Raw genomic sequence first — 24,531 nt, 5'->3', positions numbered from 1 at the left:
CAATCGGCATTGCACGCACATCAGGGTAATGTAACGGCGATGTGACAGATTTATGACAAACCTTGCCCGAGGATACGCGGCAGGCGCAGCCCGTGGTCGCGCGCGCAATCGAGCGCCTCGTCATAGCCCGCGTCCGCGTGCCGCCAGACACCGCTCGCCGGGTCGTTCCACAGCACCCGCTCCAGCCGTTTGGCGGCCTCGGGCGTGCCATCGGCGCAGATCACCACGCCCGCGTGCTGCGAAAATCCCATGCCAACGCCGCCGCCGTGATGCAGGCTGACCCATGTCGCGCCCGAGGCGGTGTTGACCAGCGCATTCAGCAACGGCCAGTCGCTCACCGCGTCGCTGCCATCCTTCATCGCCTCGGTCTCGCGGTTGGGGCTCGCGACCGAGCCGCTGTCCAGATGATCGCGCCCGATCACCACCGGCGCCGTCAACTCGCCCTTTGCCACCATCTCGTTGAACGCCAGCCCGGCGCGATGCCGGTCGCCCAGCCCGATCCAGCAGATCCGCGCGGGCAGCCCTTGAAAACTGATCCGTTCGCGCGCCATGTCGAGCCAGTTGTGCAGCTTGGTGTTGTCGGGGAACAGCTCTTTCATCTTGGCGTCGGTGCGGTAGATATCCTCCGGGTCGCCCGACAGCGCGCACCACCGGAATGGACCGATCCCCCGGCAGAACAGCGGCCGGATATAGGCGGGCACGAAGCCGGGAAAGGCAAAGGCGTTCTCCAGCCCCTCATCCAGCGCCACCTGCCGGATGTTGTTACCGTAATCGAGCGTCGGCACGCCCGCATTCCAGAAATCCACCATCGCCGCGACATGGGTTTTCATGCTCGCCCGCGCCGCGCGTTCCACCGCCTTGGGGTCGTTCTCGCGCTTCTCGCGCCACTCCGCCATGCTCCAGCCCTGCGGCAGGTAGCCGTTGACGGGATCATGCGCGCTGGTCTGGTCGGTGACGATATCGGGCCGGATGCCGCGCCGGTAAATCTCGGGAAAGATATCGGCGGCATTGCCCAGAAGCCCCACCGATTTCGCCTCACCCGCCTTGGTCCAGCGCTCGATCATGGCGAGCGCCTCGTCGAGGCTGTCGGTCCGCTCGTCCACATATCGCGTGCGCAGGCGGAAATCTATGCTGTCGGGGTTGCACTCCACCGCCAGACAGCACGCCCCGGCCATCACGGCGGCCAGCGGCTGCGCACCGCCCATACCGCCAAGCCCCCCGGTCAGGATCCACTTGCCCGTCAGGTCGCCGTCGTAATGCTGCCGCCCGGCCTCGGCAAAGGTCTCGTAGGTGCCCTGCACGATCCCCTGTGAGCCGATATAGATCCATGATCCGGCGGTCATCTGGCCGTACATCATCAGCCCCTTGCGGTCCAGTTCGCTGAAATGGTCCCAGGTGGCCCAATGCGGCACGAGGTTGGAATTGGCGATCAGCACGCGGGGCGCGTCCGTATGCGTCTTGACGATGGCAATCGGCTTGCCCGACTGCACCACCAGCGTTTCGTCCGCCTCCAGATCCTTGAGGCTCTCGACGATCCAATCGAAATCCGCCCAGGTCCGCGCCGCCCGCCCGATGCCGCCATAGACCACCAGCTCGTGCGGGTTCTCGGCCACGTCGGGATGCAGGTTGTTCATCAGCATCCGTAGCGGTGCCTCGGTCTGCCAGCTCTTGGCGTTCAGCTCCGGGCCGGTGGGGGGATAGATATCGCGGGTGTTCTTGCGGGGATCGGTCATCACGGTCTCCAGTCCGACAGGGTATCAAGGATGGCGCGCAGCGTGGCGCGCAGGCGCGTCGCGCGCGCGTCGTCATAGGTCCAGGGCGGCACCTCGGCGGCGAGATAGGTGGATTGCGCCAATTCCATCTGTATCGCGTGCAGCCCTTCATCGGGCCGCCCGTAATGGCGCGTCGTCCAGCCGCCCTTGAAGCGGCCATTGGTGACGGTGGTGTATCCGCTCGCCGCGCAGGCATCCTGCACCGACGTCTCGATCCCCGGCGCGCAGGTCGCACCGCCATTGGTGCCGATGTTCAGATCGGGCAGAACGCCATCAAACAGGTAAGGGATACGCGAGCGTATGGAATGGCAATCGTAGAGTACGGCAAACCCGTGCCGCGCCCGCACGCGTTCCATCTCCGTAGTCAGCGCGGCATGATAGGGTGCGTGATACGCCACACGCCGCGCCTCCACCTCCGCCGCGTCGGGCGTTTCCTTCTCATGCCAGATCGGATCACCATCGAAATTCGTCAACGGAATCAAACCGGTGGTGTTCTGCCCGGGATAGAGGCTTTCGCCGTCGGGCGCGCGGTTCACGTCGATCACGTAGCGATGCACCGGCGTGCGCACCGTCGTCACGTCCCCGACCAGCCCGTCATACAGCCGCTCGACATGCCAATCGGTATCGGCCAGCGTGCGGCCCGTCGCATTCAGCCGCGCTGCGATCTCTGGCGGAACATACGTGCCCGTATGCGGAAAGCCCAGCACCAGCGGCCCATTCCCCTGCACCACCTCGATCATAGCGCCAGCTCCAGCCCTGCCGCCCGCACCAGCGTGCCCCCGCGCAGGAGGGCGGCGGCCGCCTCCAGATCGGGGGCCATGTAACGATCTGTCCCGAGGCTCGGCACCACCCCCCGCAGCCGCGCCACCGCATCCCGCAACGGCCCAGAGGTCTCCAGCGGCGCACGCGCCTCGATGCCCTGCGCCGCGCAGATCGCCTCGACGCCGAGGATCACCGACAGGTTTCGCGTCATCCGCCGCAGGCGATAGGCGGCGTGCGCCGCCATGCTCACATGATCCTCCTGATTGGCCGAGGTGGGCGTGCTGTCGATGGTGCAGGGATGCGCCAGGTGCTTGTTTTCGCTCATCAACGCCGCCGTCGTCACCTCGGCGATCATCAGCCCCGAGTTCCGCCCCGGATCGGGCGTGAGGAACGGCGGCAGATCGAACGACAGCGTCGGATCGACCATCAGCGCCACCCGCCGCTGCGCGATGGCCCCCACCTCGGAAATCGCCATCGCCAGCGTATCGGCGGCAAACCCCACCGGTTCGGCATGGAAATTTCCGCCCGACAGGATCGCGCCATCCTCGACCAGCACCAGCGGATTGTCGGTCACGGCATTCGCCTCGACCTCCAGCGTGCGCGCGGCCCAGCGGATGAGGTCGAGCGCAGCACCCGTCACCTGCGGCTGACAACGGATGCAATAGGGGTCCTGCACGCGGGTGTCGCCCTCGCGGTGGCTCTCGCGGATGACGCTGCCCGCCATCAGCGCGGCCATCGCGGCGGCCACGTCGATCTGCCCCTGATGTCCGCGCAGGTCGTGGATCATCGGGTGCAGCGGCGCGGTGGAGCCCATGATCGCGTCGGTCGAGAGCGCCGAGGTCACCACCGCCCCGCGCAAGAGGGTTATGGTCTCGAAGAGGCCACCCAATGCGCAGGCGGTGGAAAACTGCGTGCCGTTGATCAGCGCCAGCCCCTCCTTGGGGCCGAGCACGACGGGCGACAGCCCCGCGCGCGCCAGCGCCTCGCCGCCCGGCAGCGTCTCGCTCTCGAATACCGCCTCGCCCTCGCCGATCATCACAGCGGCCATATGCGCCAGCGGGGCCAGATCGCCCGACGCGCCCACCGACCCCTGCGCCGGAATGACCGGTACGACATCGGCGGCCAGCATGTCCTCGATCAGCGCGCAGATCTCCCACCGCACGCCCGAGGCGCCGCGCCCCAATGACAAAAGCTTCAGCGCCATCATCAGCCGCGTGGTGGCCGCGTCCAGCGCCTCGCCCACGCCGCAGCAATGGGACAGGATCAGGTTGCGCTGCAATTGCGCGGTGTCCTTGGCCTCGATCTTGACCGAGGCGAGCTTGCCAAAGCCGGTATTGACGCCGTAAACCGCCGCGTCGCCATCCGCCGCCCGTTCGACCAGCGCCGCCGCGCGGTCGATCCCGCCCTGGGCCGAGGGGTCGAGCCGCGCCGCGCGCCCCTCGCGCCACAGCGTTTCCAGTTGTGCCAGCGGGGTGGCTCCGGGGATGAGCGTCTCGGTCACGATTGTCCTCCGACGATGCGGGTGTGCAGGGGGTTGGTGCCGATCCGGTATGAGAGTTCCGCAGGCGTCTCCACGTTCCACACCGCCAGATCGGCGCGCAGCCCGGCGCGGATCTCGCCCCGGTCGCGCAGGCCCAAGGCCCGCGCGGCGTGGCGCGTGACGCCGGCGAGCGCCTCTTCCGGGGTCAGGCGAAAGAGGGTGCAGGCCATGTTCATCGCCAGCAGAAGCGAGCCGAGCGGCGACGATCCGGGGTTGAGATCGGTGGCCACCGCCATAGGCACGCCCGCCTCGCGGAACGCCTGAACGGGGGGCGCTTGCGTCTCGCGCAGGGTATAGAACGCGCCGGGCAAGAGCACGGCGACCGACCCGGCATCGGCGAGCGCACGGGCATCCGCCGCGCTCGCATATTCCACATGATCAACTGAGCGCGCACCGTAGCGCGCGGCGAGCGCGGTGCCGCCCATATGGCTGAGTTGTTCGGCATGGAGCTTGACCGGAAGACCAAGCGCCGCCGCGCGATCGAACACCCGCGCGATCTGCGCTGTATCAAAGGCGATCCCCTCGCAGAACCCGTCCACCGCATCCACCAGCCCCTCGGCATGCGCCGCCTCCAGCGCGGGCAGGCAAACCTCGTCGATATAGCGGTCGGCATCCTCTCCGGCGGGCACCGCATGCGCCCCCAGAAAGCTTGTAACCACGGTCACGGGCCGTACCTCCCCGATCCGCCGCGCCACGCGCAGCATCCGCAATTCCGTTTCAAGATCAAGCCCATAGCCCGACTTGATCTCGATGCAGCCCACCCCTTCGGCAATGAGCGCATCGACCCGGGACAGCGCATCCTTGAGCAACGTCGCCTCATCCGCCGCGCGCGTGGCGCTCACCGTCGAGACGATGCCGCCCCCGGCGCGCGCGATCTCTTCATAGCTCGCGCCCTCCAGCCGCATCTCGAATTCGCGGGCGCGGTCGCCGCCATGCACGATATGGGTGTGACAGTCGATCAGCGCGGGCGTCACCAGCCGCCCGCCAAGGCCCCGGCGGGGCCAGTCGGCCAGATCGCCGGGCACATCGCGCGCCGCCCCCACCCAGCGGATCGCGCCGTCCTCGATGGCGATGGCGGCGTCCCCGATCACGCCATAGGCCGCCCCGCCGGGCAGCATCGTGGCGGCGCGCAGATCGGTGAGCAGCAGCGGTTCGGGCATGACACCTGTCCTTGATTATCAATGCGTTTAACAGTAATATGTATGCACTTAATTTGTCAACGGAGTCGCGCCATGCAAATTATCACGGCAGATCAGGTTCTTATGCCGGGGGGCTGGCAGGCCGACATGGACATCCGCATCGGCGAGGACGGGCGAATCGTGTCCGTGGCCCCAATGACCGCCCGCGCCGCCACCCATGCCGACCTGCTCCTGCCCGCGCCGCTCAACCTGCACAGCCACGCCTTTCAACGCGCGATCGCCGGGCTGACCGAGGCGCGCGGCCCCGACCCGGCGGATACGTTCTGGACCTGGCGGCGGCAGATGTACCATTTCCTCGACCGGCTCGATCCCGACCGGGTGGAGGCGATCGCGGCGATGGTATTCATGGAGATGCTCGAAGCGGGCTATGGCGCGGTGGCCGAGTTTCACTACCTCCACCATACCGCCACGGGGCAGCCCCACGCCGACCCGGCCGAGATGTCGGCGCGGATCGTCGCGGCGGCGCAAGAGGCGGGGATCGGCCTCACGCTGCTGCCGGTGCTCTACCAATGGGGCGGCTGCGACGCGCGGCCCCTCGGCGACGGGCAGCGCCGCTTCGGCAACACGCCCGATGCCTTCGCCCGGCTCCACGCGGGGGCGGCGCGGCACCTCGCCCGGCACGGCCACGCCGATGACCGTATCGGCGTGGCCCCCCATTCCCTTCGCGCGGTGGACGGGGCGGGCATGGCCGCCGCGCTGGCGCTCGCCGGAGGTGGCCCGGTTCACATGCACCTGGCCGAGCAGGTGGCCGAGGTCGAAGAGGTCGAGGCCCATAGCGGCGCGCGCCCCGTCACCTGGCTGCTCGACCATCACGACGTGGACGCGCGCTGGTGCCTCATCCACTGCACGCAGATGACGGCGCAGGAGACCACCCGCCTCGCCGCCACCGGCGCGGTCGCCGGGCTCTGCCCGATCACCGAATCGAACCTCGGCGACGGCATCTTCGACGGGGTGCGCCACCTGCACGCCGGGGGACGCGCCGGTATCGGCTCGGATTCGAACGTCCACATCGCCCTCTTCGAGGAGTTGCGCACGCTGGAATACTCGCAACGCCTGCGCGACCGCAGCCGCGCCGCGCTTGCCACCCAAGGCACCTCCACCGGGCGCAGGCTATTCGACATGGCGCTCGCGGGCGGCGCGCAGGCGGGCGGGCGCGATGCCGGGCGGATCGCGCCGGGTGCCCGGGCCGACATGCTGGCGCTCGACACGGACAACGAATGGCTCTGCAACCGGCGCGGCGACACCGCGCTCGACACGGCGATCTTCGGCGGCCACGGCGCTGCCTGCGTCACCGATGTCTGGAGCGGCGGTCGCCACGTCGTGCAGCAGGGCCGCCACGTCCGGCGCGACGCGATTTGCACCCGCTTCCGCGCCGCCATGACCGCGCTGGAGGCCGGGGCATGAGCGCCCCGCAGATCACCGGCTGGCGCGCGCTGCGCGAGGTCATCCACGGGCGCATCCTCAGCGGCACCTACCCGCCCGGCGCGCGCCTGCCGCGCGACGCCGACCTGGCAGGCGAGCTGGGCTGTGCGCGCACCACCGTGCAGCGCGCCATGCGCGCGCTGGCCGACGAGGGGCTGGTCGAGCGCAAGCGCAAGGGCGGCACGCGGGTGCTGGCGCGCCCCGTCACCCGCGCCACCTTCGACATCCCCGTCGCGCGCGAGGAGGTCGAGGCCACGGGCCGTGCCTATGGCTACCAGCTTGTTGCGCGCGAGATCGCGGAGACCCCCCATTCGGTCGCCGCCGCGATGGGCCTGCCCGCGCCTCAGCGGATGCTGCGCGCGCAGGCGCTGCACCTCGCCGACCGGCGGCCGTTCATGTACGAGGACCGCTGGATCAACCTCGTCACCGTGCCCGAGATCGCGCATGTCGATCTGACCGCCGAGAGCGCCAATGAATGGCTCCTCGCGCACCGCCCCTACAGCCGCTATACGCTGCGCTTCTCCGCTGCCAACGCCACCCCCGAACAGGCCGGTCTGCTGGGCACGCAGGACGGCGCCGCGCTCTTCGTGATCGAGCGTTGCACCTTTCTGGGACTCGCCCCCATCACCTGTGTCACCGCGCTGGCCCCGCCGGGCTACGCACTGACGACCGGCACCTGAAGAGTGAGGAGTGAATGTATGCGGGCCGGTCGTGGCCTGTTGCTGACTTTCGACAATCGCGCGGCGGCGCGCAAGCGCGCCTTGTTCCGCGCGGGATGGGTGGCGACCGTCCGCCCCGGATCATGATCGCCCCACGCTTCCTCCGAGAATCGGATACGCTGTGCCGGATACCGAACACCAGGATTGCCCCCACAGGATCACGCATGCCGCCGCTCAACCTCGCTCATTTGCACACCTTCCTCGCCGTGGTGCGTACCGGTGGCGTGCGCCGCGCCGCCGTCAGCCTCAACCTCACGCAGCCCGCCGTCACCGCCCGCATCCGCAACCTTGAGGACAGTCTTCACGGCACCCTCTTCGAGCGCGCGGCGGGCGGCATGAACCTCACCCGGCTGGGCGAGCGGCTGCTGGTCTATGCTGAAAAGTTCGAGCGATTGCAGGAGATGATCGAGAAGGACGTGATCGACCCCGAGGCGCTGGAGCGGCATCTGCGGATCGGCGTGTCAGAGACCATCGCGCAATGCTGGCTGCCCGATCTCATCGCCCGCCTGCACCGCCGGTTTCCCCGGCTGGAGATCGAGTTCAACGTGGATATCTCGCTCGACCTGCGCGAGCGCCTGCTGGGCCGCGAGATCGACCTCGCGATCCTGCTCGGCCCGATTTCCGAATACACGGTCGAGAATATCGAACTGCCGGGCTTCGACCTCGCCTGGTATGCCGCCGCCTCCGCCCCCGATCGGCCCGATCCGGCGGCGTATCTCGCGCGCCCGGTGCTGACCTATGCGCGCAACACCCGGCCCTATCGGGAACTGCGCGAACTGCTCTACGAGCATGTCGGGCCCGACGTTTCGATCTTTCCCTCCTCGTCGCTGTCGGCCTGTTTCCGGCTGGTCGAGGCCGATCTCGGCATCGCCGCCCTGCCGCGCGCGCTGGGGGCGGAATACGTGGCGGCGGGGCGCATCCGCGAGTTCGACCCCGGCTGGGTGCCGCCGCCGCTGCGCTTCACCGCCTCATGGCTCGCCGAGCCGCGCAGCCACATCATCGAGTTCGCCGCAAACGCGGCGCGCGAGGTGGCGCAGGCGTATCGGGACAACGAGGGGGGCGGCACCCCGGGGTGATGCGCGCCCGTTCCGGTATGTCCCGCCCGGCGGCACCGCCTGCCTGCGCCTGCCTGCGCCCCGGCAGGCGCTGCCCTCTTTCCTGTTCTGGGCGATGCAAGACGGCATGATGATAATGAAATTATATCAGTACTGACAAATTTTATCGATTTGATTTTATACACAAGCCCGGTCACCGTGGACACCACACAGCTGAGGACCGCCCGTGACCGCCGATTTCGACCGACTGAGACAAGCCGACCTGCCAGAGGTCCGCGCCGCGATCCGCGCCGGGCGCTATACCGGGCACACGGCGGGGCTGGGGCGCGGCTATCTGCAGGCCAATCTGGTGATCCTGCCCGAGGCGCAGGCGCTCGATTTCATGCGCTTCTGCCAGCGCAACCCCAAGCCGTGCCCGCTGGTGGGCGTGTCGGACACCGGCGATCCGATGATGCACACCCTTGGCCGCGATCTCGACATCCGCAGCGACGTGCCCGCCTACAACATCTATCGCCACGGGCGGCTCGACGGCACGACGACCGATATCGCGGACCTCTGGACCGACGACATGGTCGCCTTCGCGCTGGGCTGTTCGTTTACCTTCGAGCACGCGCTGATGCAGGCGGGTATCCCGCTTTGGCATGTCGGGAACGACACCACCGTTCCGATGTTCCGCACATCCATCCCCTGCGTCCCCGCCGGTCCGTTCGCCGCGCATATGGTCGTCAGCATGCGCGCCCTGCCCGAGGGCCGCGTGGACGAGGCCGTGGCGCTCTCGCGCCGCTACCCGCTGGCGCATGGCGCGCCCGTGCATGCGGGCGACCCGGCGGCGATCGGCATCGCCGATATCGCCCGCCCCGACTGGGGCGATCCCGCGCCGCTGCCGGGCGGTCATGTGCCGGTGTTCTGGGCCTGCGGGGTGACGCCGCAAGTGGCGATCGAGGCCGCCGCGCCGCCGCTCTGCATCACCCACCGTCCCGGCCACATGCTGATCGCCGACATCCCCGAAGCGGCCGAAGTGCCGGTGCTGGCACCGCAGGCCGCATGACCCGAAAGACCCGACGGAATACCGACGCAATACCGACACCAAACCGACAAGGAGAAAGACCCATGAAATTCACCGCAATTCTCGCCGCCACCACCACGATTCTCGCCACGCCGCTCGCGGCGCAGGAGCTGTCCGTGGTCGGAAGCTGGTCGAGCCTGCCCCTGCACAAGCAATACGAGGCCCCGTTCTGGACCGGGACGCTGCCCGAAGCATCGGATGGCGAAATCAGCGTGTCGCTGACCACCCACAACCAGATGAATCTCGGCGTCGGCGACGTGTTCCGCCTGCTGGGGCAGGGCGTCTATGACGTGGGCATGACCGTGGCCGATTACGCCGTGGCCGACGCGCCAGAGCTTGAAGGGCTCGACGTGCCGCTCGTGGCGCTGACGGCGGATGAGGCCCGCGCGATGGTCGATGCCGCCCGCCCGATGGTGCAGGACATCTTCCACGACCGCTTCAATTCCCACGTCCTCGCCATCGCGCCCTACCCGCCGCAGGTGGTGTTCTGCAACGCGCCCGTGACGCAACTGTCTGATCTTGAAGGGCTAAAGGTCCGCGCCTCGGGCCGCATGACCGCGCAATTCCTCGAAGCACTGGGCGCCGAGGGCATCAACGTGAGCTTTGGCGAGGTGCCCGGCGCGCTGCAAAACGGCGTGGTGGATTGCGCCGTCACTGGCGCGGGCTCGGGCTATTCCGCGGGCTGGTGGGAGGTCTCCACCCACCTGCTGCCCATTCCGCTCGGTGGCTGGGACAGCGTGGTGACGGCGATGAACCTCGACCGGTGGAACAGTCTCGATGCCGAGACGCAATCGCTGATCGAGACGCAGATCGAGGCAAATTTCGAAGACCCCGCCTGGGCCACCGCGCAGGACGCGCTCGTGAACGATATCGCCTGCCTTACCGGCAACGGCGACTGCCCCTCGGGCGAGGCCCGCGACATGACCCTGGTCGAGGTCTCCGACGCCGATTTCGCCCGCGCCCGCGAGGTGCTGGTCAATACCGTGCTGCCCGACTGGGCCGAGCGCGCCGGTGACGACTGGGCGCGGCGCTGGAACGCGAGCGTCGGCGAAACCGTCGGCGTCACCATCCCCGGGGTGAACTGAGTATGACCGGCGCAGCGGACCGGGCGGAGGCCCTTCTCGGCGCGCTGCGCGCGCTCAACCGCACGGTCGCGGTGCTGGTGGGCGCGGGCCTGCTGGCCTGCGCCGCGCTGGTGCTGTCGGATATCGCGCTGCGCCGGGTCCACGCCTCCTTCGGCGGCACCGACGAGATCAGCGGTTATGTCATGGCGATCGCAACCGCCTGGGGCATGGGCTACGCGCTGACGGAACTGGGCCATGTCCGCATAGACATCCTGCGCACGCGCGGCGGCGCGGGGCTGCGCGCGGCGTTCGACCTTTTCGCGGCGCTGGTGCTGGCGGGCACGGTGAGCCTGGTGGCGATCCGCGCCTGGCCCGTGGTCGAGCGCTCGCTCGCCAATGCTTCGCGCGCCAACACGCCGCTCGAGACGCCGCTCGCGCTGGTGCAGATGCCGTGGTTTGCGGGCTGGGTCTGGTTCGCGCTGATGGCCTGGCTCACCTTCCTCGCCGCGCTCGTGCTGGTGGTGCAGGGCCGCTTCGACACCGCCGACCGCGCCATCGGCGTGGTCGGCGAAGGGGAGAGCCCGCAATGATCGCCTACGCGACCTTTGGCCTTCTGGGCCTGCTGAGCCTGTCGATTCCCGTCGGCATCGTGCTCTTTTTGCTGGGCTTCGGGCTCGACATCTTCTTTACCCCGTTCCCGCTGATGCGCGGCCTCGGCAACCTCGTGTGGTCCACCTCCAACAACCCCACCCTAATCGCCATCCCGTTCTTCGTCCTGCTGGGCGAAATCCTCGTGCGCTCCGGCATCGCCACGCGCACCTACGCGGCGCTCGACCGCTGGGTAAGCTGGCTGCCCGGCGGCCTCGTCCACGCCAACGTGGCCACGGCGACGATGTTCTCGGCGACCTCCGGCAGTTCCGTCGCCACAGCCGCGACCGTCGCCACCGTCGCCATGCCGCAGGCGGAAAAGCTGGGCTACGACCCGCGCCTCTTTTCCGGCGCGATCGCGGCGGGCGGCACGCTGGGCATCATGATCCCGCCCTCGATCAACCTCATCGTCTACGGCTTCCTCACCCAAAGCTCGATCCCCAAGCTGTTCCTCGCGGGGCTTGTCCCCGGCGTCGGCCTCGCGCTCGCCTTCATGGCGGTGACGGTGATCCTGTGCCTGCTGCGCCCGTCGCTGGGCGGCACGCGGCGCGTCTTTCCGCTGGCGCAGATGCTGCGCGCGCTGGTGCAGCTCATCCCGATCATCCTGCTCTTCGCCGCGATCATCGGCTCGATCTACAAGGGCTGGGCGACGCCGACCGAGGCGGCTTCGGTCGGCGTCGCCGGTGCGCTGCTCATTGCCGCGCTCTTCGGCACCCTCAACCGCGACGTGCTGGGCCAAAGCCTCCTCGGCACCGTCAAGATCACCGCGATGATCATGCTGGTGGTGATCGGCGCATCTTTCCTGAACTTCACCCTCGCCGCCGCCGGTCTGGGCAATGAATTGCAGACGATGCTCGGCAATCTCGGCCTCTCGCCGATGGGCACGATCTTCGTCATCGTCGGCATCTATATCGTGCTCGGCTTCTTCATCGAGACCTTGTCGCTCATGGTGGTCACCATCCCCATCGTCGTGCCGCTCGTCGTCGCGCAGGGGTTCGACCCGATCTGGTTCGGCATCCTGATGATCGTGCTGATAGAGATGGCGCTCATCACGCCCCCGGTGGGCCTCAACCTCTACGTGGTGCAGGGCGCGCGGCAGGGCGGGCGCATGTCCGAGGTAATGGTGGGCGCGGCGCCCTATGCGCTCACCATGCTGGCGATGGCGGGGCTGCTCATCGCCTTTCCGCAGATCGCCCTGTTTTTGCCGAACGCGGTGCAGTAGACCACTGGCGCATGTTGCTCAAAAGTGGGAACCGGTTTTGAGCTTCTCGAACATGCGCTATCAAACAGGAGAGCAAATCGCGTGAATGCGAATGAACGCGATCTGCTCTAAGCGGCAAGGCAAGGACAGGACTGACGTGACCGACACGGACCGCTCCAACGGTAACGCGAGATTCCCGCGCATCGGCCGCGTGGGGCTCGACGGGCTGCTCGTCTCCTTCGGCGACCGGCTTTCCGAGGCGGGCAACCGCGCGGCGCTCGCCTTTCGCGCGGCGGTCGAGCGCGCCACGCCCGAGGGCGTGGAGGAAACCTCCACCTCGCTCGTCTCCACTTTCCTGCGCATCGACGCGCTCCACACCGACCCGGCGGCGGTGGCGCGCGAGATGCAGGCGCTCCTCGATAGCCGCGACTGGTACGGTGCCGACCTGCCGCAGGGCCGCCGCCTGTGGCGCATCCCCACCATCTACGGCACCGATCTCGCCCCGCAACTCGAAGAGGCCGCAGCCGAGGCGGGTCTCTCGCCCGAGGCCGCGAGCGCCGAGATCGCGCAAACCCGTGTGCGCGTGCAGACCATCGGCTTCGCCCCCGGTCAGCCCTACCTGGGCGCATTGCCCGATCACTGGAACATCCCCCGCCAGCAGGCGCTGACCGACCGCGTGCCGGTGGGCGCGCTGGTGCTGGCGATCCGGCAGCTTGTGCTGTTTTCGGTCTCGACGCCGACTGGCTGGCGGCATGTCGGGCAGACCGCATTCCGCCTGTTCCGCCCCGAGGCAGAAGAGCCCTTTGTGCTGCGCCCCGGCGACGAGGTGATCTTCGACGCCGTCGACCGCGACGCCTATGACCGTCTGCGCGACGCGGGCCCCGATGGCGGTGCCACGTCCGAGGCGATCCGATGAGCCGCGCCCTTATCGTGCATCAGGCCGGGCCGGGCGTCACCGTGCAGGACCTCGGGCGGCCGGGATACCTGGCCTATGGCCTCTCGCGCGGCGGTGCGGCGGACCGGCTGGCGCTGCACGAGGGGGCGGCGCTTCTGGGGCAGGGGGCGGACATGGCTGCGCTGGAAATGGCCGGGATGGGCGGCACGTTCGAGGCCAACGAGGACATGCGCATCGCCCTCACCGGCGCGCCGATGCGCGCGAGCATCGACGGCGCGGCGCTGGCATGGAACGCCTCGCACCCGCTGCCCGCCGGCGCACGGCTCACCATCGGCCCGGCCACCGCCGGGGTTTACGGCTACCTGCACCTGGGCGGCGGCCTCGCCACGCCGGAGGTTCTCGGCGCGCGCTCCGCCCATCTCGCCGCCGGGATAGGCGCGGCACTCGCGGCGGGCGACACCCTGCCCGTCGGTCCGGACCGGGGCCGCGAGACGGGTCGCCTCCTTGACGCCGGGGATCGTTTCTCGGGCGGCGAGGTCCGCGTGGTGGCGGGCTACCAGACACCGATGTTCCCCGACGAGGAAATCGCCCGCTTCGAGCGGACCCGCTTTACCCGCGACGCGCGCGGCAACCGCATGGGCGTGCGCCTCGACCCCGACGGCGACGGCTTTGCCGCCCGCGCGGGCCTCACCGTGCTCTCCGAGGCGATCGTGCCCGGCGATATCCAGGTCACCGGCGACGGCGCGCCCTTTGTCCTGATGGCCGAATGCCAGACCACGGGCGGCTACCCCCGCATCGGCGCGGTGCTCCCCTGCGATCTGCCGCGCGTGGCGCAGACAGCCCCCGGCACGCACCTGCGCCTGCGCTTCGTGCCGCCCGGCGAGGCGCTCGCCGCCGAACGCCGCGCGGCGGAGGCCCGCGAGGGCCTGCGCCGCCGCCTTACCCACCTGACGCGTGACCCCCACGACATCCGCGATCTTCTGTCCTATCAACTCATCAGCGGCGCCATCGCCGGGAACGAGAAGGAATGAGCCATGCAAGATACCGTTGATCTGAATGCCGACATGGGCGAGAGCTTTGGCCCTTGGAAAATGGGCGACGATGCGGCCCTGCTGGACGTGATCAGTTCCGCCAACATCGCCTGCGGCTTTCACGCGGGCGACGCCGACGTGATGTCCACGACCATGGCGCGCGCGGTGGCCAATGAGGTGGGCATCGGCGCACATCCCGGCTTCCGCGACCTTCAGGGCTTTGGCCGCCGCCGCATGGACGTGCCCCACGCCACGCTTGCCAACCAGGTCCGCTACCAGGTCGGCGCGGCACAGGGGATGGCGCGAGCGGTGGGCGGCGCGGTGCGGCATCTCAAGCTGCACGGCGCGCTGGCCAACATGGCGTCGGAGGACGAGACCCTCGCCCGCGCCTGCTACGAGGCGGCGTTGTCGGTCGACCCTGAAATCATCGTCATGGTGCTCGCCGGCACCGCGCAGGAGGCGGCGGCGCGGTCACTCGGCGCACGCATGGCCTGCGAGATCTTTGCCGACCGCGCCTACAACGCCGATTGCACGCTGGTGGACCGGCGACAGCCGGGCGCGGTGATCCACGACCCCGATCATGCCGCCGCGCGCATCCTCGACATGCTGCGCGCGGGCGCGATCCTTGCCGAGGACGGCACCCGCATTCCCACCCGCATCGACACGATCTGCCTGCACGGAGACACGCCCGAGGCGGTGGGCATCGCCAGGTCCTTGCGCGCCGGGCTCGAAGCCGCAGGGGTGCGAATCGCCCGGTTCGAGGGCGCGCGCGGCTAGAGTATCCGTCTCGATCCGGCAATTTGCGGGCCTGTCGTCCGGCGCGGTCCGGTGGCCGGGCCCGAACTGACGCCGCATCTCTGCCGGAATGACAGGTTCCGGCGTGGCCAAGGTACGTTTTGCGCAGGGAACGCAGGCCGGAGGTGCGATACTGTACCCGGTGCCATTGCTGTCGTCTGGTTCTCCCTGCGCCAACGCGGCCATTGGTGCATTTGGCAGATCGGGTGAACTGCCCGCAGGGGTGCGCATTCCATTCACTTGTGGCGCTTTCTGACGATTCGGTGCCGCTCACCGGTTTCATCCTTGACGGCGCCTGCCAGTATGCAATCTTGGGTTGTGGGTGTATCCAATGTTCGGGAGATCAAATCTCGACATTTCCTGTTGCCTAAATTTCCTGTTGCCCATGTGCACAAGGGCGTATATTGCTCAAAATTGAGCGATCATGGTGATTTTGCTTCACACTGCCAAACCTGCAAGCGCGAGGGGGCCCGAAGGCAGTCCTTGTGCGGCAGCCTGCGCGAAGACCTGTGGGGCATGACGACCCGGCGCGATCAGCTCCGCGAGGATGCGCAGTTCCGCATAATGCGCCTTCTTCATGACAACCCGGAAATGTCGCAACGCGAGTTGGCAAGGGCGGTCGGGGTCAGTACCGGCGGCATTCACTACGTGCTGAGCGCTTTGCTGGATAAAGGGCTGATCAAGCTTGGCAACTTCGCCGCGTCCGATGACAGGCGACGCTATGCCTATGTGTTGACCCGCAAGGGTGTCACGGAAAAGGCAGCGCTGACGAAGCGGTTTCTGGCGCGGAAGATGGCGGAATACGAGGCACTGCGCGCGGAGATCGAGGCCGTGCGCGCCGAGGTCGACGCCGGCGGGGCGCTTGGAGATAAAGCGGGATAGCCGCGATGCCGCCGCGTAGCGGGGTGCGGGTCCGCGGGCCTGGGCACGACACTCTGATGGCCTGCCTGCCTCTGGCCGAGGGGCGCCGGATGGCGGGCCATGGCCGGATGACGGAGTACCACGATGTCCGCCTGAAGCGACGTCGCCACGCGACGCCGCGGCAGACCCGCACCGGCGACCGCCCCGAGATCCCGGTCCGCGAGGGTAAGCGGCATTTCGTGGACTGGTACCGCGACTATCACGACATTGGAGATGATGATGGACGATTTTGCGTTGGGTGACGATTTGCGACTCCGAGAGCTCATTGAGCGGCTCGAGGCGCGCAGTGCGACGATCGGGATCGTCGGCATGGGCTATGTCGGACAACCGCTGGCATTGCGCTATGCGGAAACCGGATTCAGGGTGATTGGGTTCGACATCGACAACGACAAGGCGGCCGAACTCAATGCCGGGCATTCTTCGATCGAGCATATCGACGACTCCGCTGTCGCCCGCGCGGTGGCCAATGGTCGCTTCGAGGCGACGGCAGACATTGCCCGGGCGGCTGAGGCGGACGCGTTGATCATCTGCGTGCCGACGCCACTCAACAAGTATCGCGAACCCGACCTCGGCTTCGTTGTCAGGACCCTCGAAAGCCTGGTGCCCAATCTCCGGGCGGGACAGGTGATCTCTCTTGAAAGCACCACCTATCCCGGCACCACCGAGGAAGAGATTGTCGCCCGCGTCGAAAAGGGCGGATTCCCGGTGGGCAAGGATGTGTTCGTCGTCTATTCGCCCGAGCGCGAGGATCCGGGCAATGCGCATTTCACAACGCACACCATTCCCAAGGTCGTGGGGGGCCACACGCCCGCCTGTCTGGAGGCGGGCAAGGCGCTCTATGCCGGTGTGATCGACCGGGTGGTGCCGATGACTTCGACGCGCGCCGCCGAGATGACCAAGCTGCTGGAAAACATCCATCGCGCCGTCAATATCGGCCTGGTCAACGAGATGAAGATCGTGGCCGACCGGATGGGCATCGACCTGTTCGAGGTGATCGACGCCGCGGCGACCAAGCCCTTCGGTTTCACCCCGTATTACCCCGGTCCCGGCCTTGGCGGGCACTGCATCCCGGTCGACCCGTTCTACCTGACGTGGAAGGCGCGGGAATACGGCCTGCACACGCGCTTTATCGAGCTGTCGGGCGAGGTCAACCGCGCGATGCCGGAATACGTCGTGGGCAAACTGATCAAGGCATTGAATGACAAGAAGAAAGCGCTCAACGGCTGCCGGGTCCTGGTGCTGGGTGTCGCGTACAAGAAGAACGTCGACGACATGCGCGAGAGCCCCTCGGTGGAGGTGATGGAGCTGTTGCGCGCAAGCGGGGCCGAGATCGCCTATTCCGACCCTCACGTTCCGGTCTTTCCGCCGATGCGCGCGCATGCGTTCGACCTTGAAAGCGTGCCGCTGGACGCCGGGACGCTGGCCGGGTTCGACGCCGTCGTGCTGGCCACCGATCACGCCCGCTTCGATTATGAGATGATCCGCGAGCATGCCGCGCTGATCGTCGACAGCCGCGGGGTCTGGCGGGACGCGGCACCGAACATCGTGAGGGCCTGACACATGAACCGTTTCGCTCTTGTCGGAGCCGCAGGCTATATCGCGCCGCGCCACATGAAGGCCATCAGGGACACCGGCAACGACCTCGTCGCGGCGATGGACGTGAATGACTCCGTCGGCATCCTCGACAGTCATTTCCCGGAGGCGCAGTTCTTTACCGAATTCGAACAGTTCGACGCCTTCGTGGAAACCGAACGGCGCGCCGGGCGCGGGCTCGATTACGTCTCGATCGCGTCGCCCAACTACCTGCACGACGCGCATATGCGCTTTGCCCTGCGCTGCGGGGCCGATGCGATCTGCGAAAAGCCGCTGGTGCTCGATCCCGGCGACATCGACGGGTTGCAGGAGGTCGAGCGCGCCACCGGGAAGCGCATCCACACCATCCTGCAATTGCGGCTTCACCCCGCGATCCGCGACCTGCGCGACCGCGTCGCGGCGATGCCGGCGGGCCGCAAGACCGAGGTGGACCTGACCTACATCACCTCGCGCGGAAACTGGTATCTCAAGAGCTGGAAGGGCGTGACCGGCAAATCCGGCGGCATCGCGACCAATATCGGCGTGCATTTCTACGACATGCTGCACTTCGTCTACGGGGCCCTGCAGGAGAATATCGTCCACCTCAACACCCCGACGAAGGCGGCGGGGTACCTGGAGTATGAGCGCGCCCGCGTGCGGTGGTTCCTCTCGCTCGACGTGAACGATGTCCCCGCGGAGGAGCGCGCCGCGGGCAGGCGCACGTTCCGCGCGGTGACGGCGGATGGCGAGAATGTCGAGTTTTCCGAGGGGTTCACGGAACTGCACACCCGCATCTATGAAGAGGTGCTCGCGGGGCGTGGCTTCGGCGTCGAGGAGAACCGGGTTGCCATCGAGACGGTGGCGCATATCCGTGACGCCCCGATTGCCCGCCATGGCGATCTCGTGCATCCGTTTGTGAGGGAGAAGGCATGACCAATAACGAGCCGATCGCCGTTTTCGCCTATGCTTTCGCGCACAGGAAGACCCAAGATTTTCTCTTGGAGTTGGCAGCGTCCGGTTTTCGGGACGTGACGGTGATCGGGGCACCGTGGAAAGCACTGCCACATGCCGATTCGAACCAATACTTCCCGTCGATGCTGCGCTTGGCTTCCGCGCGTAATACGCCAGACGTCTGCCGCGCGCTGGGCTTTGCGTTCCATGAATGCGAACACGACGATGTCGATGCCATTGCGGCACTGCGCGACAAGGCGGGGTACAGCTTGGGAATAATTGCTGGCGCGCGTATCATAAAGCGCGCGGTAATAGAATTGTTCGATGAGGGTATCCTGAACATCCATCCGGGCAAACTGCCGGAAACCGCAGGGCTCGACCTTTTCTTCTACACTATCATGAAGAACGTCCCGATGGGCGTTACGGCTCATTACATCGACTCGCGTGTCGACGCGGGCGACGAGTTGTTCTTCGAGGATACACCTCTTGGGCCTGATGACACCATAGAGGTGGTGCAGTTTAACAATTACCAGTCGCAGATCCGCGCTTTGAGACTTTTTATCAAGCGGCGTGACGCAGGCACCTTGACGCGCCGGCCGGTTGAACGGCCGCGGAAGAATGAGCCGATGACGCCTCAACAAAAACGCGCCGCAGTTGAGGCGTTCCCGAATTGGCGCGTGTCCCAGTATCGTGCCCAGAGAGGTCGTGCGCTGCTGGCGGCCTGCCGCGACGGCGATGCCGACAAAGCCGAAAAGCTGCTGGCGGCGATCCCTGATCTGATCGAATTCCGCAGCGCAGAAGGCTGGACGCCTCTCATCATCGCGGCTCACGGCCAGCATCGCGGCGTCGTCAACGCGCTGCTGGCACGTGGGGCGGACGCCAATGCCAGTGGCAGGAATGGCACCACGGTTTTGATGTATGCCAAGTCCGCGCTGATGGGGCAGGACACACCTGATTTCACCATTCTTGAGGCCCTGATCGAAGCGGGCGCCGATCCCATGCGACACGATGCGCTGGGCAAGGATGTTTTTCATTACCTGTGGGCCAATGGTGATACCGCGGTCACCGCGTGGCTTGCCAGCAAGCAGGCCGCGACATGATCCCCTTCGTCGATCTTGCCGCCCAGCAGGACCGCCTGCGCTCCGAGATCGAGGCCGGGATCGCCCGCGTCCTAGCGCATGGCAAATACATCCTTGGGCCGGAGGTGGCCGAGCTCGAAGACCGGCTTGCCGATTACAGCGGTGCCGCGCATTGCATCACCTGCGCCAACGGCACCGACGCGTTGCAGATCGCGCTCATGGCGCTTGGGGTCGGGCCCGGCGACGAGGTGATCTGCCCCGGCTTCTCCTATATCGCGACGGCCGAGACAGCGGCGGTTCTCGGCGCGCGCCCGGTCTATGTCGATATCGACCCCGCGACCTGCAACATGGACCCCGGTGCCGTGGAAGCGGCGATCACCCCCCGCACCCGCGCGATCATCCCCGTCTCGCTCTATGGCCAGCCCGCCGATTTCGACCGGATCAACGCCATCGCCGCGCGGCACGGCATCGCGGTGGTCGAGGACGGGGCGCAGAGCTTCGGGGCCAGCGACAGGGAGCGCAGGTCCTGCAACCTCTCGACCATCGGCTGCACCAGCTTTTTTCCGTCCAAGCCGCTTGGCTGCTATGGCGATGGCGGGGCGATCTTCACCTCGGACCCCGACCTCGCGACCGCCATGCGCCAGATCGCCCGGCACGGGCAGGATCGGCGCTATCATCACCTGCGCGTGGGCGTGAATTCGCGGCTCGACACGATCCAGGCGGCGATCCTGCTGCCCAAGCTTGCCATCCTCGACGATGAGATTGCCGCGCGGCAGCGGCTGGCCGACGCCTACGATTCCGCCCTCGCGCCGCTGGGTCTGCCGACGCCCCATGTGAGGCCCGGCTGCCAGAGCGCCTGGGCGCAATATAGCATCCGGGTGCAGGGGCGCGACGCGGTGCAGGCGGCGCTCAGGGGGGCGGGCATCCCGACGGCGGTGCATTATCCCCTGCCGCTCAACCGCCAGCCGGCGGTGGCGGACGCGGGTGCGCACCTGCCCGAGGGCGACCGCGCGGCGGGGGAGGTGCTGAGCCTGCCGATGCACCCGTATATGGAGGCGACCACGATCAGGCGGATCACGGATGCCGTGGCAGGCGCGGTGGCGGGGTGATACGCGCGGCGCTGGCGCGATGGCTGCCCGCCGGGTCGTTCGCGCGCAATGTCGGGGTGCTGACCGGCGGCACGGCCTTTGCCCAGGGGCTGGCGGTGCTGGCGCTGCCGCTGCTGACGCGGCTCTACTCACCGGAGGATTTCGCGCTGCTCGCCGTCTATGTGGCGATCATCGGTATCGCGACGGTCGTGTCCTGCCTGCGCTACAACATCGCCATCCCGCTGCCCGAGGACGACGCCGACGGCATGGCGCTGCTGGCGGTGGCGCTGATCGCGGCGACTGTGATCTCGGGGCTTCTGGCGGTGCCGGTGCTGCTGGCGCCGGCGCGGACGGCGGCGCTTCTGGGGCAGCCGGGGCTGGCCCCCTACCTGTGGATGGTGCCCCTCGGGGTGTTCCTCGCCTCGGCCTATAACGCCTTGCAATACTGGGCGTCGCGCAACAAGCGGTTCGGACTTGTCACGCGCACGCGGATGACCCGCGCGGTCGGCGGGATCGGCACGCAGGCGGCAATAGGGGCCGCCGCGCCCTCGCCCCTGGGCCTGCTCTTCGGACACATGCTCTATGGCGGTCTCGGGGTGATCGGGCTGGCGCGCGACCTGTGGCGGCGGGACCGGCCGATTCTGCGCCGGACGGACGGTGCGCGCATTGTCGGTATCGCGTCGGTATTCCGTCGGTTTCCGATGTGGTCGGTGCCCGAGGCGCTGTTCAACACCGCGGGCGTGCAGGTGCCGGTGATCCTGATCGCGGCGGCGGCAGCGGGGCCCGAGGCCGGGTTCCTGATGCTGGCGATGCGGGTGATGGGGCTGCCGATGGGGCTGGTGGGGTCGTCGGTGTCGCAGGTGTTTCTGGCCGAGGCCCCGGCGCGGCTGCGCGACGGCACGCTGGCCGCGTTCACCCGGTCCACGATGTGGACGCTGTTCCGTACCGGAGCGCCGCCGCTGGTGGCCGTGGGCGCGCTGTCGCCGCTGCTGTTCCCGTTGGTCTTCGGCGCGGAATGGGCGCGGGCGGGATGGCTGGTGGCGTGGATGACGCCCTGGTTCGTGCTGCAATTCGTGGCGTCGCCGGTGTCGATGGTGCTGCATGTGACCGGGCGGGTCGCGTTGGCGATGGGATTGCAGGCGCTGGGGCTGCTGCTGCGGGTGGGGCCGGTGCTGGCGGTGGCCACAGTAGCCCCCGACCGGCTGTCGGAGGTCTATGCGCTGACGGGGGCGGTGTTTTATGGGGGGTATCTCTGGGCTGTCGGCGTGACTGCGAAATGAGTGATATTCGTACAAATCGCGCATGGTTCATCAGCCGTCTGCCAAAGGCGAGATCATCTTATTATTTGAATGAGAAACTCATAATATTAGTTGCTGCAATCGTTTTTTTTGCCTCCCTATCGTTATCTTATGCTCTCGATATATCCAGAAACTGGAGCTACATGGGCTTTGCGTATGAGCCTGACCTGATGCGATCTTCGGCGGCTCTTCTGATTCTGTCGCTACTGTCGATATTTTTGCGGGTTCGGGAGGATACAGTTTCATTCATTCATCTCTTCGTGCATCTCTCTTACATCTGCCCGTCCCTTGTATATTTTTCACTTGGTGCCGCTTCTTCATCATTTCTAGTTTTCCTAAGTTTTGGATTTTTGATAATTATTTTATTGGGAAATGTGAGGTTGCGGCGTCCGAAATTCGCCTCTATTTCAGAAAGGGGCTTTTTGAATATTATGCTCGGGGTGAGTGCATTTGCGGTTCTCGCGATCATAGCTTTTGGTGGGTTTCGGTATTTCAATCTCGATCCTTTGCGAGTGTATGAATTCAGACGCGATGCCGCGTCTTCTGTGCCCACAATTTTCGGTTACATAATCTCCCCCGTTTCAAAAGTCGTTCTTCCTGTCGGGATACTACTTGGGCTCCTCTATCGGAGTAAGCCAGCAGTGTTTTCTTTCATATTTCTGACTATAATGATGTTTGGACTGACCAATCACAAAAGCGTCTTGGCCGCGCCCTTCGTCGTGCTTATCGTTTATTGGTGCCTCACTCGGTTTGGTATAACGAGGAGTCTTAGTTTTTTGTTTGTTTTGCTGTCGACGATAATCGTGTTCGAACTCGCGTATTTCGAGTTATTCGGCGGCACTGGTACGAGATGGTTTTCAACCTTCATTGTTCGACGTGTATTTTTTGTGCCGCCTCTTCTGGATAATTATTACATTGAATTTTTCTCGGCGCGTCCATTCATGTATTGGAGTACATCGAAAATTACATTTGGTTTGGTTGAAGTTGACTATTCGACCTCTGCTCCATTTTTAATTGGCGAATTCTTTTTTGAGAATTCAGAAACATCTGCTAACACGGGGTTTATCGGCAGCGGTTTCTCTAATGCAGGAGGAATTGGAGTTACCATTTACGCCATTCTCATTGGATCAGTTTTGTCGGTTCTCAATGCGCATGGACGGCATGTAGGTCATCCTACGGTGATATGTGCAAGTTTGATTGTTGTGATCAGCGCAATCACGAGTTCAGATTTTATGACGGTTTTGCTCACTCATGGGTTGCTGTTTTTGTTAATCTGCCTCGCCTTCATGCCGCGGGAAAGAAAAGGCTGATGAAGCTTCCAGTGATCATCCACTTCACCACCGTCCACCCCCGCACCGACACCCGGATCCGGGTCAAGGAGGCGGCGACGCTGGCGCGGGTCTGGCCGGGCGAGGTGGCGCTTTATGTGCAGGACGGCAAGGGCGACGACACCGGTGCAAGCGACGGCGTGGACGTCCGCGACACCGGCGCGCCCGAGCGCGGGCGCCTGCGGCGCATGACGCTGGGCGCGTTCCGCATGTATCGCGCCGTCCGCCGCGCCCGCCCCCGCATCGCCCATTTCCACGACCCCGAGCTTTTGCCCTGGGCGATGCTGCTGCGGTTGCAGGGGATCAGGGTGATCTATGACGTGCACGAGGACCTGCCGCGGCAGTTGAGTCACAAGACGTATCTTTCGGCCCCTGTCGCGCGCCTTCTTGGCTGGATCGCCGAACATCTGGAGAAGGTGGCGGCGCGGGTTCTCGATCGGCTGATCGTCGTCGTCCCCGCCATGCAGGCGCGGTTTCGGCGGGGTGATACGATCCTGCTCGCCAACTTTCCCTCGCTTACCGAGTTTTCAGCGATCCCCGAGGCATCCCGCGAGCGCGTGCCGGGCCGCTTCGTTTATGTCGGGGGGATCGTCGGTGTCCGGGGGATCAACGAGATGGTGGAGGCCGTCGGGCTGGTCGGGGATGACTGCGCGCGCCTGCATCTGCTCGGTGCCTTCAATGATGATCGGCTGGAGGCGCGGATGCGCGCGAAGGGCGGCTGGCAACGTGTGCGCTTCCTGGGGTGGAGCAGCCGGGAGACGGTGGTCGAAGAGCTGTCGCAGGCGTCCGCCGGGCTGGTGCTGCTGCACCCGACGCCGCAATATGTCATCTCTTACCCGGTCAAGATGTTCGAATACATGGCCGCAGGTCTGCCGGTGATCGCCTCGGATTTCCCGCTCTGGCGCGAGATCGTCGAGGGGGCGGGCTGTGGCCTGCTGGTCGACCCGCAGGATCCGCAGGCCATCGCCGGGGCGATGCAATGGATTCTCGACAACCCCATTGAGGCCGCCGCCATGGGCCGGCGCGGCCGCGCCGCCGTGGAAGCGCGCTACAACTGGGAGGCCGAGAGCGAGACGCTGATCGCCCTCTACCGCCGCCTCATGGCTGATGAACGATTGTGAAGGT

Annotated in this window: 22 protein-coding genes; 18 read left to right on the top strand and 4 right to left on the bottom strand. The window is 66.5% G+C overall.

Annotated elements, in window-relative coordinates; genetic code table 11:
- Positions 1–50: 50 nt before the first annotated feature.
- From hutU to hutI, 4 genes are read right to left on the bottom strand one after another with little or no spacing between them, the layout of a single operon-like run.
- Positions 51–1,733 (bottom strand): urocanate hydratase, encoded by a 1,683-nt coding sequence (gene hutU / locus ACFFU4_RS08970; protein ID WP_377069235.1) that lies wholly within the window; start codon positions 1,731–1,733, stop codon positions 51–53.
- Positions 1,733–2,512: an N-formylglutamate deformylase gene (hutG, locus tag ACFFU4_RS08965; RefSeq protein WP_377069233.1), complete on the bottom strand. Its 780-nt coding sequence runs from the start codon at positions 2,510–2,512 to the stop codon at positions 1,733–1,735. Before hutG ends, hutU begins: the two co-directional genes overlap by 1 nt.
- On the bottom strand, positions 2,509–4,035 hold the full coding sequence (gene hutH / locus ACFFU4_RS08960; protein WP_377069231.1) for a histidine ammonia-lyase: 1,527 nt from the start codon (positions 4,033–4,035) through the stop codon (positions 2,509–2,511). Before hutH ends, hutG begins: the two co-directional genes overlap by 4 nt.
- Positions 4,032–5,234: an imidazolonepropionase gene (gene hutI, locus ACFFU4_RS08955; RefSeq protein ID WP_377069229.1), complete on the bottom strand. Its 1,203-nt coding sequence runs from the start codon at positions 5,232–5,234 to the stop codon at positions 4,032–4,034. The genes hutH and hutI overlap by 4 nt, the downstream gene beginning before the upstream one ends.
- A gap of 72 nt (positions 5,235–5,306) precedes the next feature.
- Here hutI and ACFFU4_RS08950 point away from each other — a divergent pair, with 72 nt between their 5' ends.
- From ACFFU4_RS08950 to ACFFU4_RS08865, 18 genes are all read left to right on the top strand, one after another.
- Positions 5,307–6,677, top strand: coding sequence for a formimidoylglutamate deiminase (locus ACFFU4_RS08950; protein WP_377069227.1), 1,371 nt, complete (start codon positions 5,307–5,309; stop codon positions 6,675–6,677).
- Positions 6,674–7,375, top strand: coding sequence for a histidine utilization transcriptional repressor HutC (gene hutC / locus ACFFU4_RS08945; protein ID WP_377069225.1), 702 nt, complete (start codon positions 6,674–6,676; stop codon positions 7,373–7,375). Before ACFFU4_RS08950 ends, hutC begins: the two co-directional genes overlap by 4 nt.
- Positions 7,376–7,578: 203 nt before the next feature.
- On the top strand, positions 7,579–8,490 hold the full coding sequence (locus ACFFU4_RS08940) for a LysR family transcriptional regulator (protein WP_377069223.1): 912 nt from the start codon (positions 7,579–7,581) through the stop codon (positions 8,488–8,490).
- A gap of 205 nt (positions 8,491–8,695) precedes the next feature.
- Positions 8,696–9,517: a putative hydro-lyase gene (locus tag ACFFU4_RS08935; protein WP_377069221.1), complete on the top strand. Its 822-nt coding sequence runs from the start codon at positions 8,696–8,698 to the stop codon at positions 9,515–9,517.
- A 62-nt stretch (positions 9,518–9,579) separates the two neighbouring features.
- Positions 9,580–10,620 (top strand): TRAP transporter substrate-binding protein, encoded by a 1,041-nt coding sequence (locus ACFFU4_RS08930; protein WP_377069219.1) that lies wholly within the window; start codon positions 9,580–9,582, stop codon positions 10,618–10,620.
- A gap of 2 nt (positions 10,621–10,622) precedes the next feature.
- Complete coding sequence (locus tag ACFFU4_RS08925) at positions 10,623–11,189, top strand: TRAP transporter small permease subunit (protein WP_377069217.1); 567 nt, start codon at positions 10,623–10,625, stop codon at positions 11,187–11,189.
- Positions 11,186–12,469, top strand: coding sequence for a TRAP transporter large permease (locus ACFFU4_RS08920; protein WP_377069215.1), 1,284 nt, complete (start codon positions 11,186–11,188; stop codon positions 12,467–12,469). The genes ACFFU4_RS08925 and ACFFU4_RS08920 overlap by 4 nt, the downstream gene beginning before the upstream one ends.
- Positions 12,470–12,605: 136 nt before the next feature.
- Positions 12,606–13,364 (top strand): 5-oxoprolinase subunit B family protein, encoded by a 759-nt coding sequence (locus tag ACFFU4_RS08915; RefSeq protein ID WP_377069213.1) that lies wholly within the window; start codon positions 12,606–12,608, stop codon positions 13,362–13,364.
- Positions 13,361–14,374, top strand: a complete 1,014-nt coding sequence (locus ACFFU4_RS08910; RefSeq protein ID WP_377069211.1) for a 5-oxoprolinase subunit C family protein — start codon at positions 13,361–13,363, stop codon at positions 14,372–14,374. Before ACFFU4_RS08915 ends, ACFFU4_RS08910 begins: the two co-directional genes overlap by 4 nt.
- Positions 14,375–14,377: 3 nt before the next feature.
- Positions 14,378–15,151 (top strand): LamB/YcsF family protein, encoded by a 774-nt coding sequence (locus ACFFU4_RS08905; RefSeq protein WP_377069209.1) that lies wholly within the window; start codon positions 14,378–14,380, stop codon positions 15,149–15,151.
- A 432-nt stretch (positions 15,152–15,583) separates the two neighbouring features.
- Positions 15,584–16,051 carry a MarR family EPS-associated transcriptional regulator gene (locus ACFFU4_RS08900; protein WP_377069207.1) on the top strand — a complete coding sequence of 156 codons (468 nt, stop codon included), beginning with the start codon at positions 15,584–15,586 and terminating at the stop codon, positions 16,049–16,051.
- Between the two features lie 56 nt (positions 16,052–16,107).
- On the top strand, positions 16,108–16,332 hold the full coding sequence (locus tag ACFFU4_RS08895) for a hypothetical protein (RefSeq protein ID WP_377069205.1): 225 nt from the start codon (positions 16,108–16,110) through the stop codon (positions 16,330–16,332).
- Positions 16,310–17,647 carry a nucleotide sugar dehydrogenase gene (locus ACFFU4_RS08890; RefSeq protein ID WP_377069203.1) on the top strand — a complete coding sequence of 446 codons (1,338 nt, stop codon included), beginning with the start codon at positions 16,310–16,312 and terminating at the stop codon, positions 17,645–17,647. Before ACFFU4_RS08895 ends, ACFFU4_RS08890 begins: the two co-directional genes overlap by 23 nt.
- A 3-nt stretch (positions 17,648–17,650) precedes the next feature.
- On the top strand, positions 17,651–18,595 hold the full coding sequence (locus tag ACFFU4_RS08885; protein WP_377069201.1) for a Gfo/Idh/MocA family protein: 945 nt from the start codon (positions 17,651–17,653) through the stop codon (positions 18,593–18,595).
- Positions 18,592–19,713 (top strand): ankyrin repeat domain-containing protein, encoded by a 1,122-nt coding sequence (locus tag ACFFU4_RS08880; RefSeq protein WP_377069199.1) that lies wholly within the window; start codon positions 18,592–18,594, stop codon positions 19,711–19,713. The genes ACFFU4_RS08885 and ACFFU4_RS08880 overlap by 4 nt, the downstream gene beginning before the upstream one ends.
- Positions 19,710–20,801 carry a DegT/DnrJ/EryC1/StrS family aminotransferase gene (locus tag ACFFU4_RS08875; RefSeq protein WP_377069197.1) on the top strand — a complete coding sequence of 364 codons (1,092 nt, stop codon included), beginning with the start codon at positions 19,710–19,712 and terminating at the stop codon, positions 20,799–20,801. Before ACFFU4_RS08880 ends, ACFFU4_RS08875 begins: the two co-directional genes overlap by 4 nt.
- Positions 20,798–22,060, top strand: a complete 1,263-nt coding sequence (locus ACFFU4_RS08870) for a lipopolysaccharide biosynthesis protein (RefSeq protein WP_377069195.1) — start codon at positions 20,798–20,800, stop codon at positions 22,058–22,060. The genes ACFFU4_RS08875 and ACFFU4_RS08870 overlap by 4 nt, the downstream gene beginning before the upstream one ends.
- A gap of 1,327 nt (positions 22,061–23,387) precedes the next feature.
- Complete coding sequence (locus ACFFU4_RS08865; protein ID WP_377069193.1) at positions 23,388–24,527, top strand: glycosyltransferase family 4 protein; 1,140 nt, start codon at positions 23,388–23,390, stop codon at positions 24,525–24,527.
- The last annotated feature ends 4 nt before the right edge of the window (positions 24,528–24,531 follow it).

Source organism: Roseovarius ramblicola, from assembly GCF_042430665.1.
GTDB classification, from domain to species: domain Bacteria; phylum Pseudomonadota; class Alphaproteobacteria; order Rhodobacterales; family Rhodobacteraceae; genus Roseovarius; species Roseovarius ramblicola.
This window is presented reverse-complemented; position numbering and strand designations above follow the sequence as displayed.

What these genes read in the sequence shown, in the direction of transcription:
- hutU (WP_377069235.1), bottom strand. Translation starts at nt 1,733, where the DNA reads ATGACCGATCCCCGCAAGAACACCCGCGATATCTATCCCCCCACCGGC.
- hutG (WP_377069233.1), bottom strand. Translation starts at nt 2,512, where the DNA reads ATGATCGAGGTGGTGCAGGGGAATGGGCCGCTGGTGCTGGGCTTTCCG.
- hutI (WP_377069229.1), bottom strand. Translation starts at nt 5,234, where the DNA reads ATGCCCGAACCGCTGCTGCTCACCGATCTGCGCGCCGCCACGATGCTG.
- ACFFU4_RS08950 (WP_377069227.1), top strand. Translation starts at nt 5,307, where the DNA reads ATGCAAATTATCACGGCAGATCAGGTTCTTATGCCGGGGGGCTGGCAG.
- hutC (WP_377069225.1), top strand. Translation starts at nt 6,674, where the DNA reads ATGAGCGCCCCGCAGATCACCGGCTGGCGCGCGCTGCGCGAGGTCATC.
- ACFFU4_RS08940 (WP_377069223.1), top strand. Translation starts at nt 7,579, where the DNA reads ATGCCGCCGCTCAACCTCGCTCATTTGCACACCTTCCTCGCCGTGGTG.
- ACFFU4_RS08930 (WP_377069219.1), top strand. Translation starts at nt 9,580, where the DNA reads ATGAAATTCACCGCAATTCTCGCCGCCACCACCACGATTCTCGCCACG.
- ACFFU4_RS08925 (WP_377069217.1), top strand. Translation starts at nt 10,623, where the DNA reads ATGACCGGCGCAGCGGACCGGGCGGAGGCCCTTCTCGGCGCGCTGCGC.
- ACFFU4_RS08920 (WP_377069215.1), top strand. Translation starts at nt 11,186, where the DNA reads ATGATCGCCTACGCGACCTTTGGCCTTCTGGGCCTGCTGAGCCTGTCG.
- ACFFU4_RS08910 (WP_377069211.1), top strand. Translation starts at nt 13,361, where the DNA reads ATGAGCCGCGCCCTTATCGTGCATCAGGCCGGGCCGGGCGTCACCGTG.
- ACFFU4_RS08905 (WP_377069209.1), top strand. Translation starts at nt 14,378, where the DNA reads ATGCAAGATACCGTTGATCTGAATGCCGACATGGGCGAGAGCTTTGGC.
- ACFFU4_RS08895 (WP_377069205.1), top strand. Translation starts at nt 16,108, where the DNA reads ATGGCCTGCCTGCCTCTGGCCGAGGGGCGCCGGATGGCGGGCCATGGC.
- ACFFU4_RS08890 (WP_377069203.1), top strand. Translation starts at nt 16,310, where the DNA reads ATGGACGATTTTGCGTTGGGTGACGATTTGCGACTCCGAGAGCTCATT.
- ACFFU4_RS08885 (WP_377069201.1), top strand. Translation starts at nt 17,651, where the DNA reads ATGAACCGTTTCGCTCTTGTCGGAGCCGCAGGCTATATCGCGCCGCGC.
- ACFFU4_RS08880 (WP_377069199.1), top strand. Translation starts at nt 18,592, where the DNA reads ATGACCAATAACGAGCCGATCGCCGTTTTCGCCTATGCTTTCGCGCAC.
- ACFFU4_RS08875 (WP_377069197.1), top strand. Translation starts at nt 19,710, where the DNA reads ATGATCCCCTTCGTCGATCTTGCCGCCCAGCAGGACCGCCTGCGCTCC.
- ACFFU4_RS08865 (WP_377069193.1), top strand. Translation starts at nt 23,388, where the DNA reads ATGAAGCTTCCAGTGATCATCCACTTCACCACCGTCCACCCCCGCACC.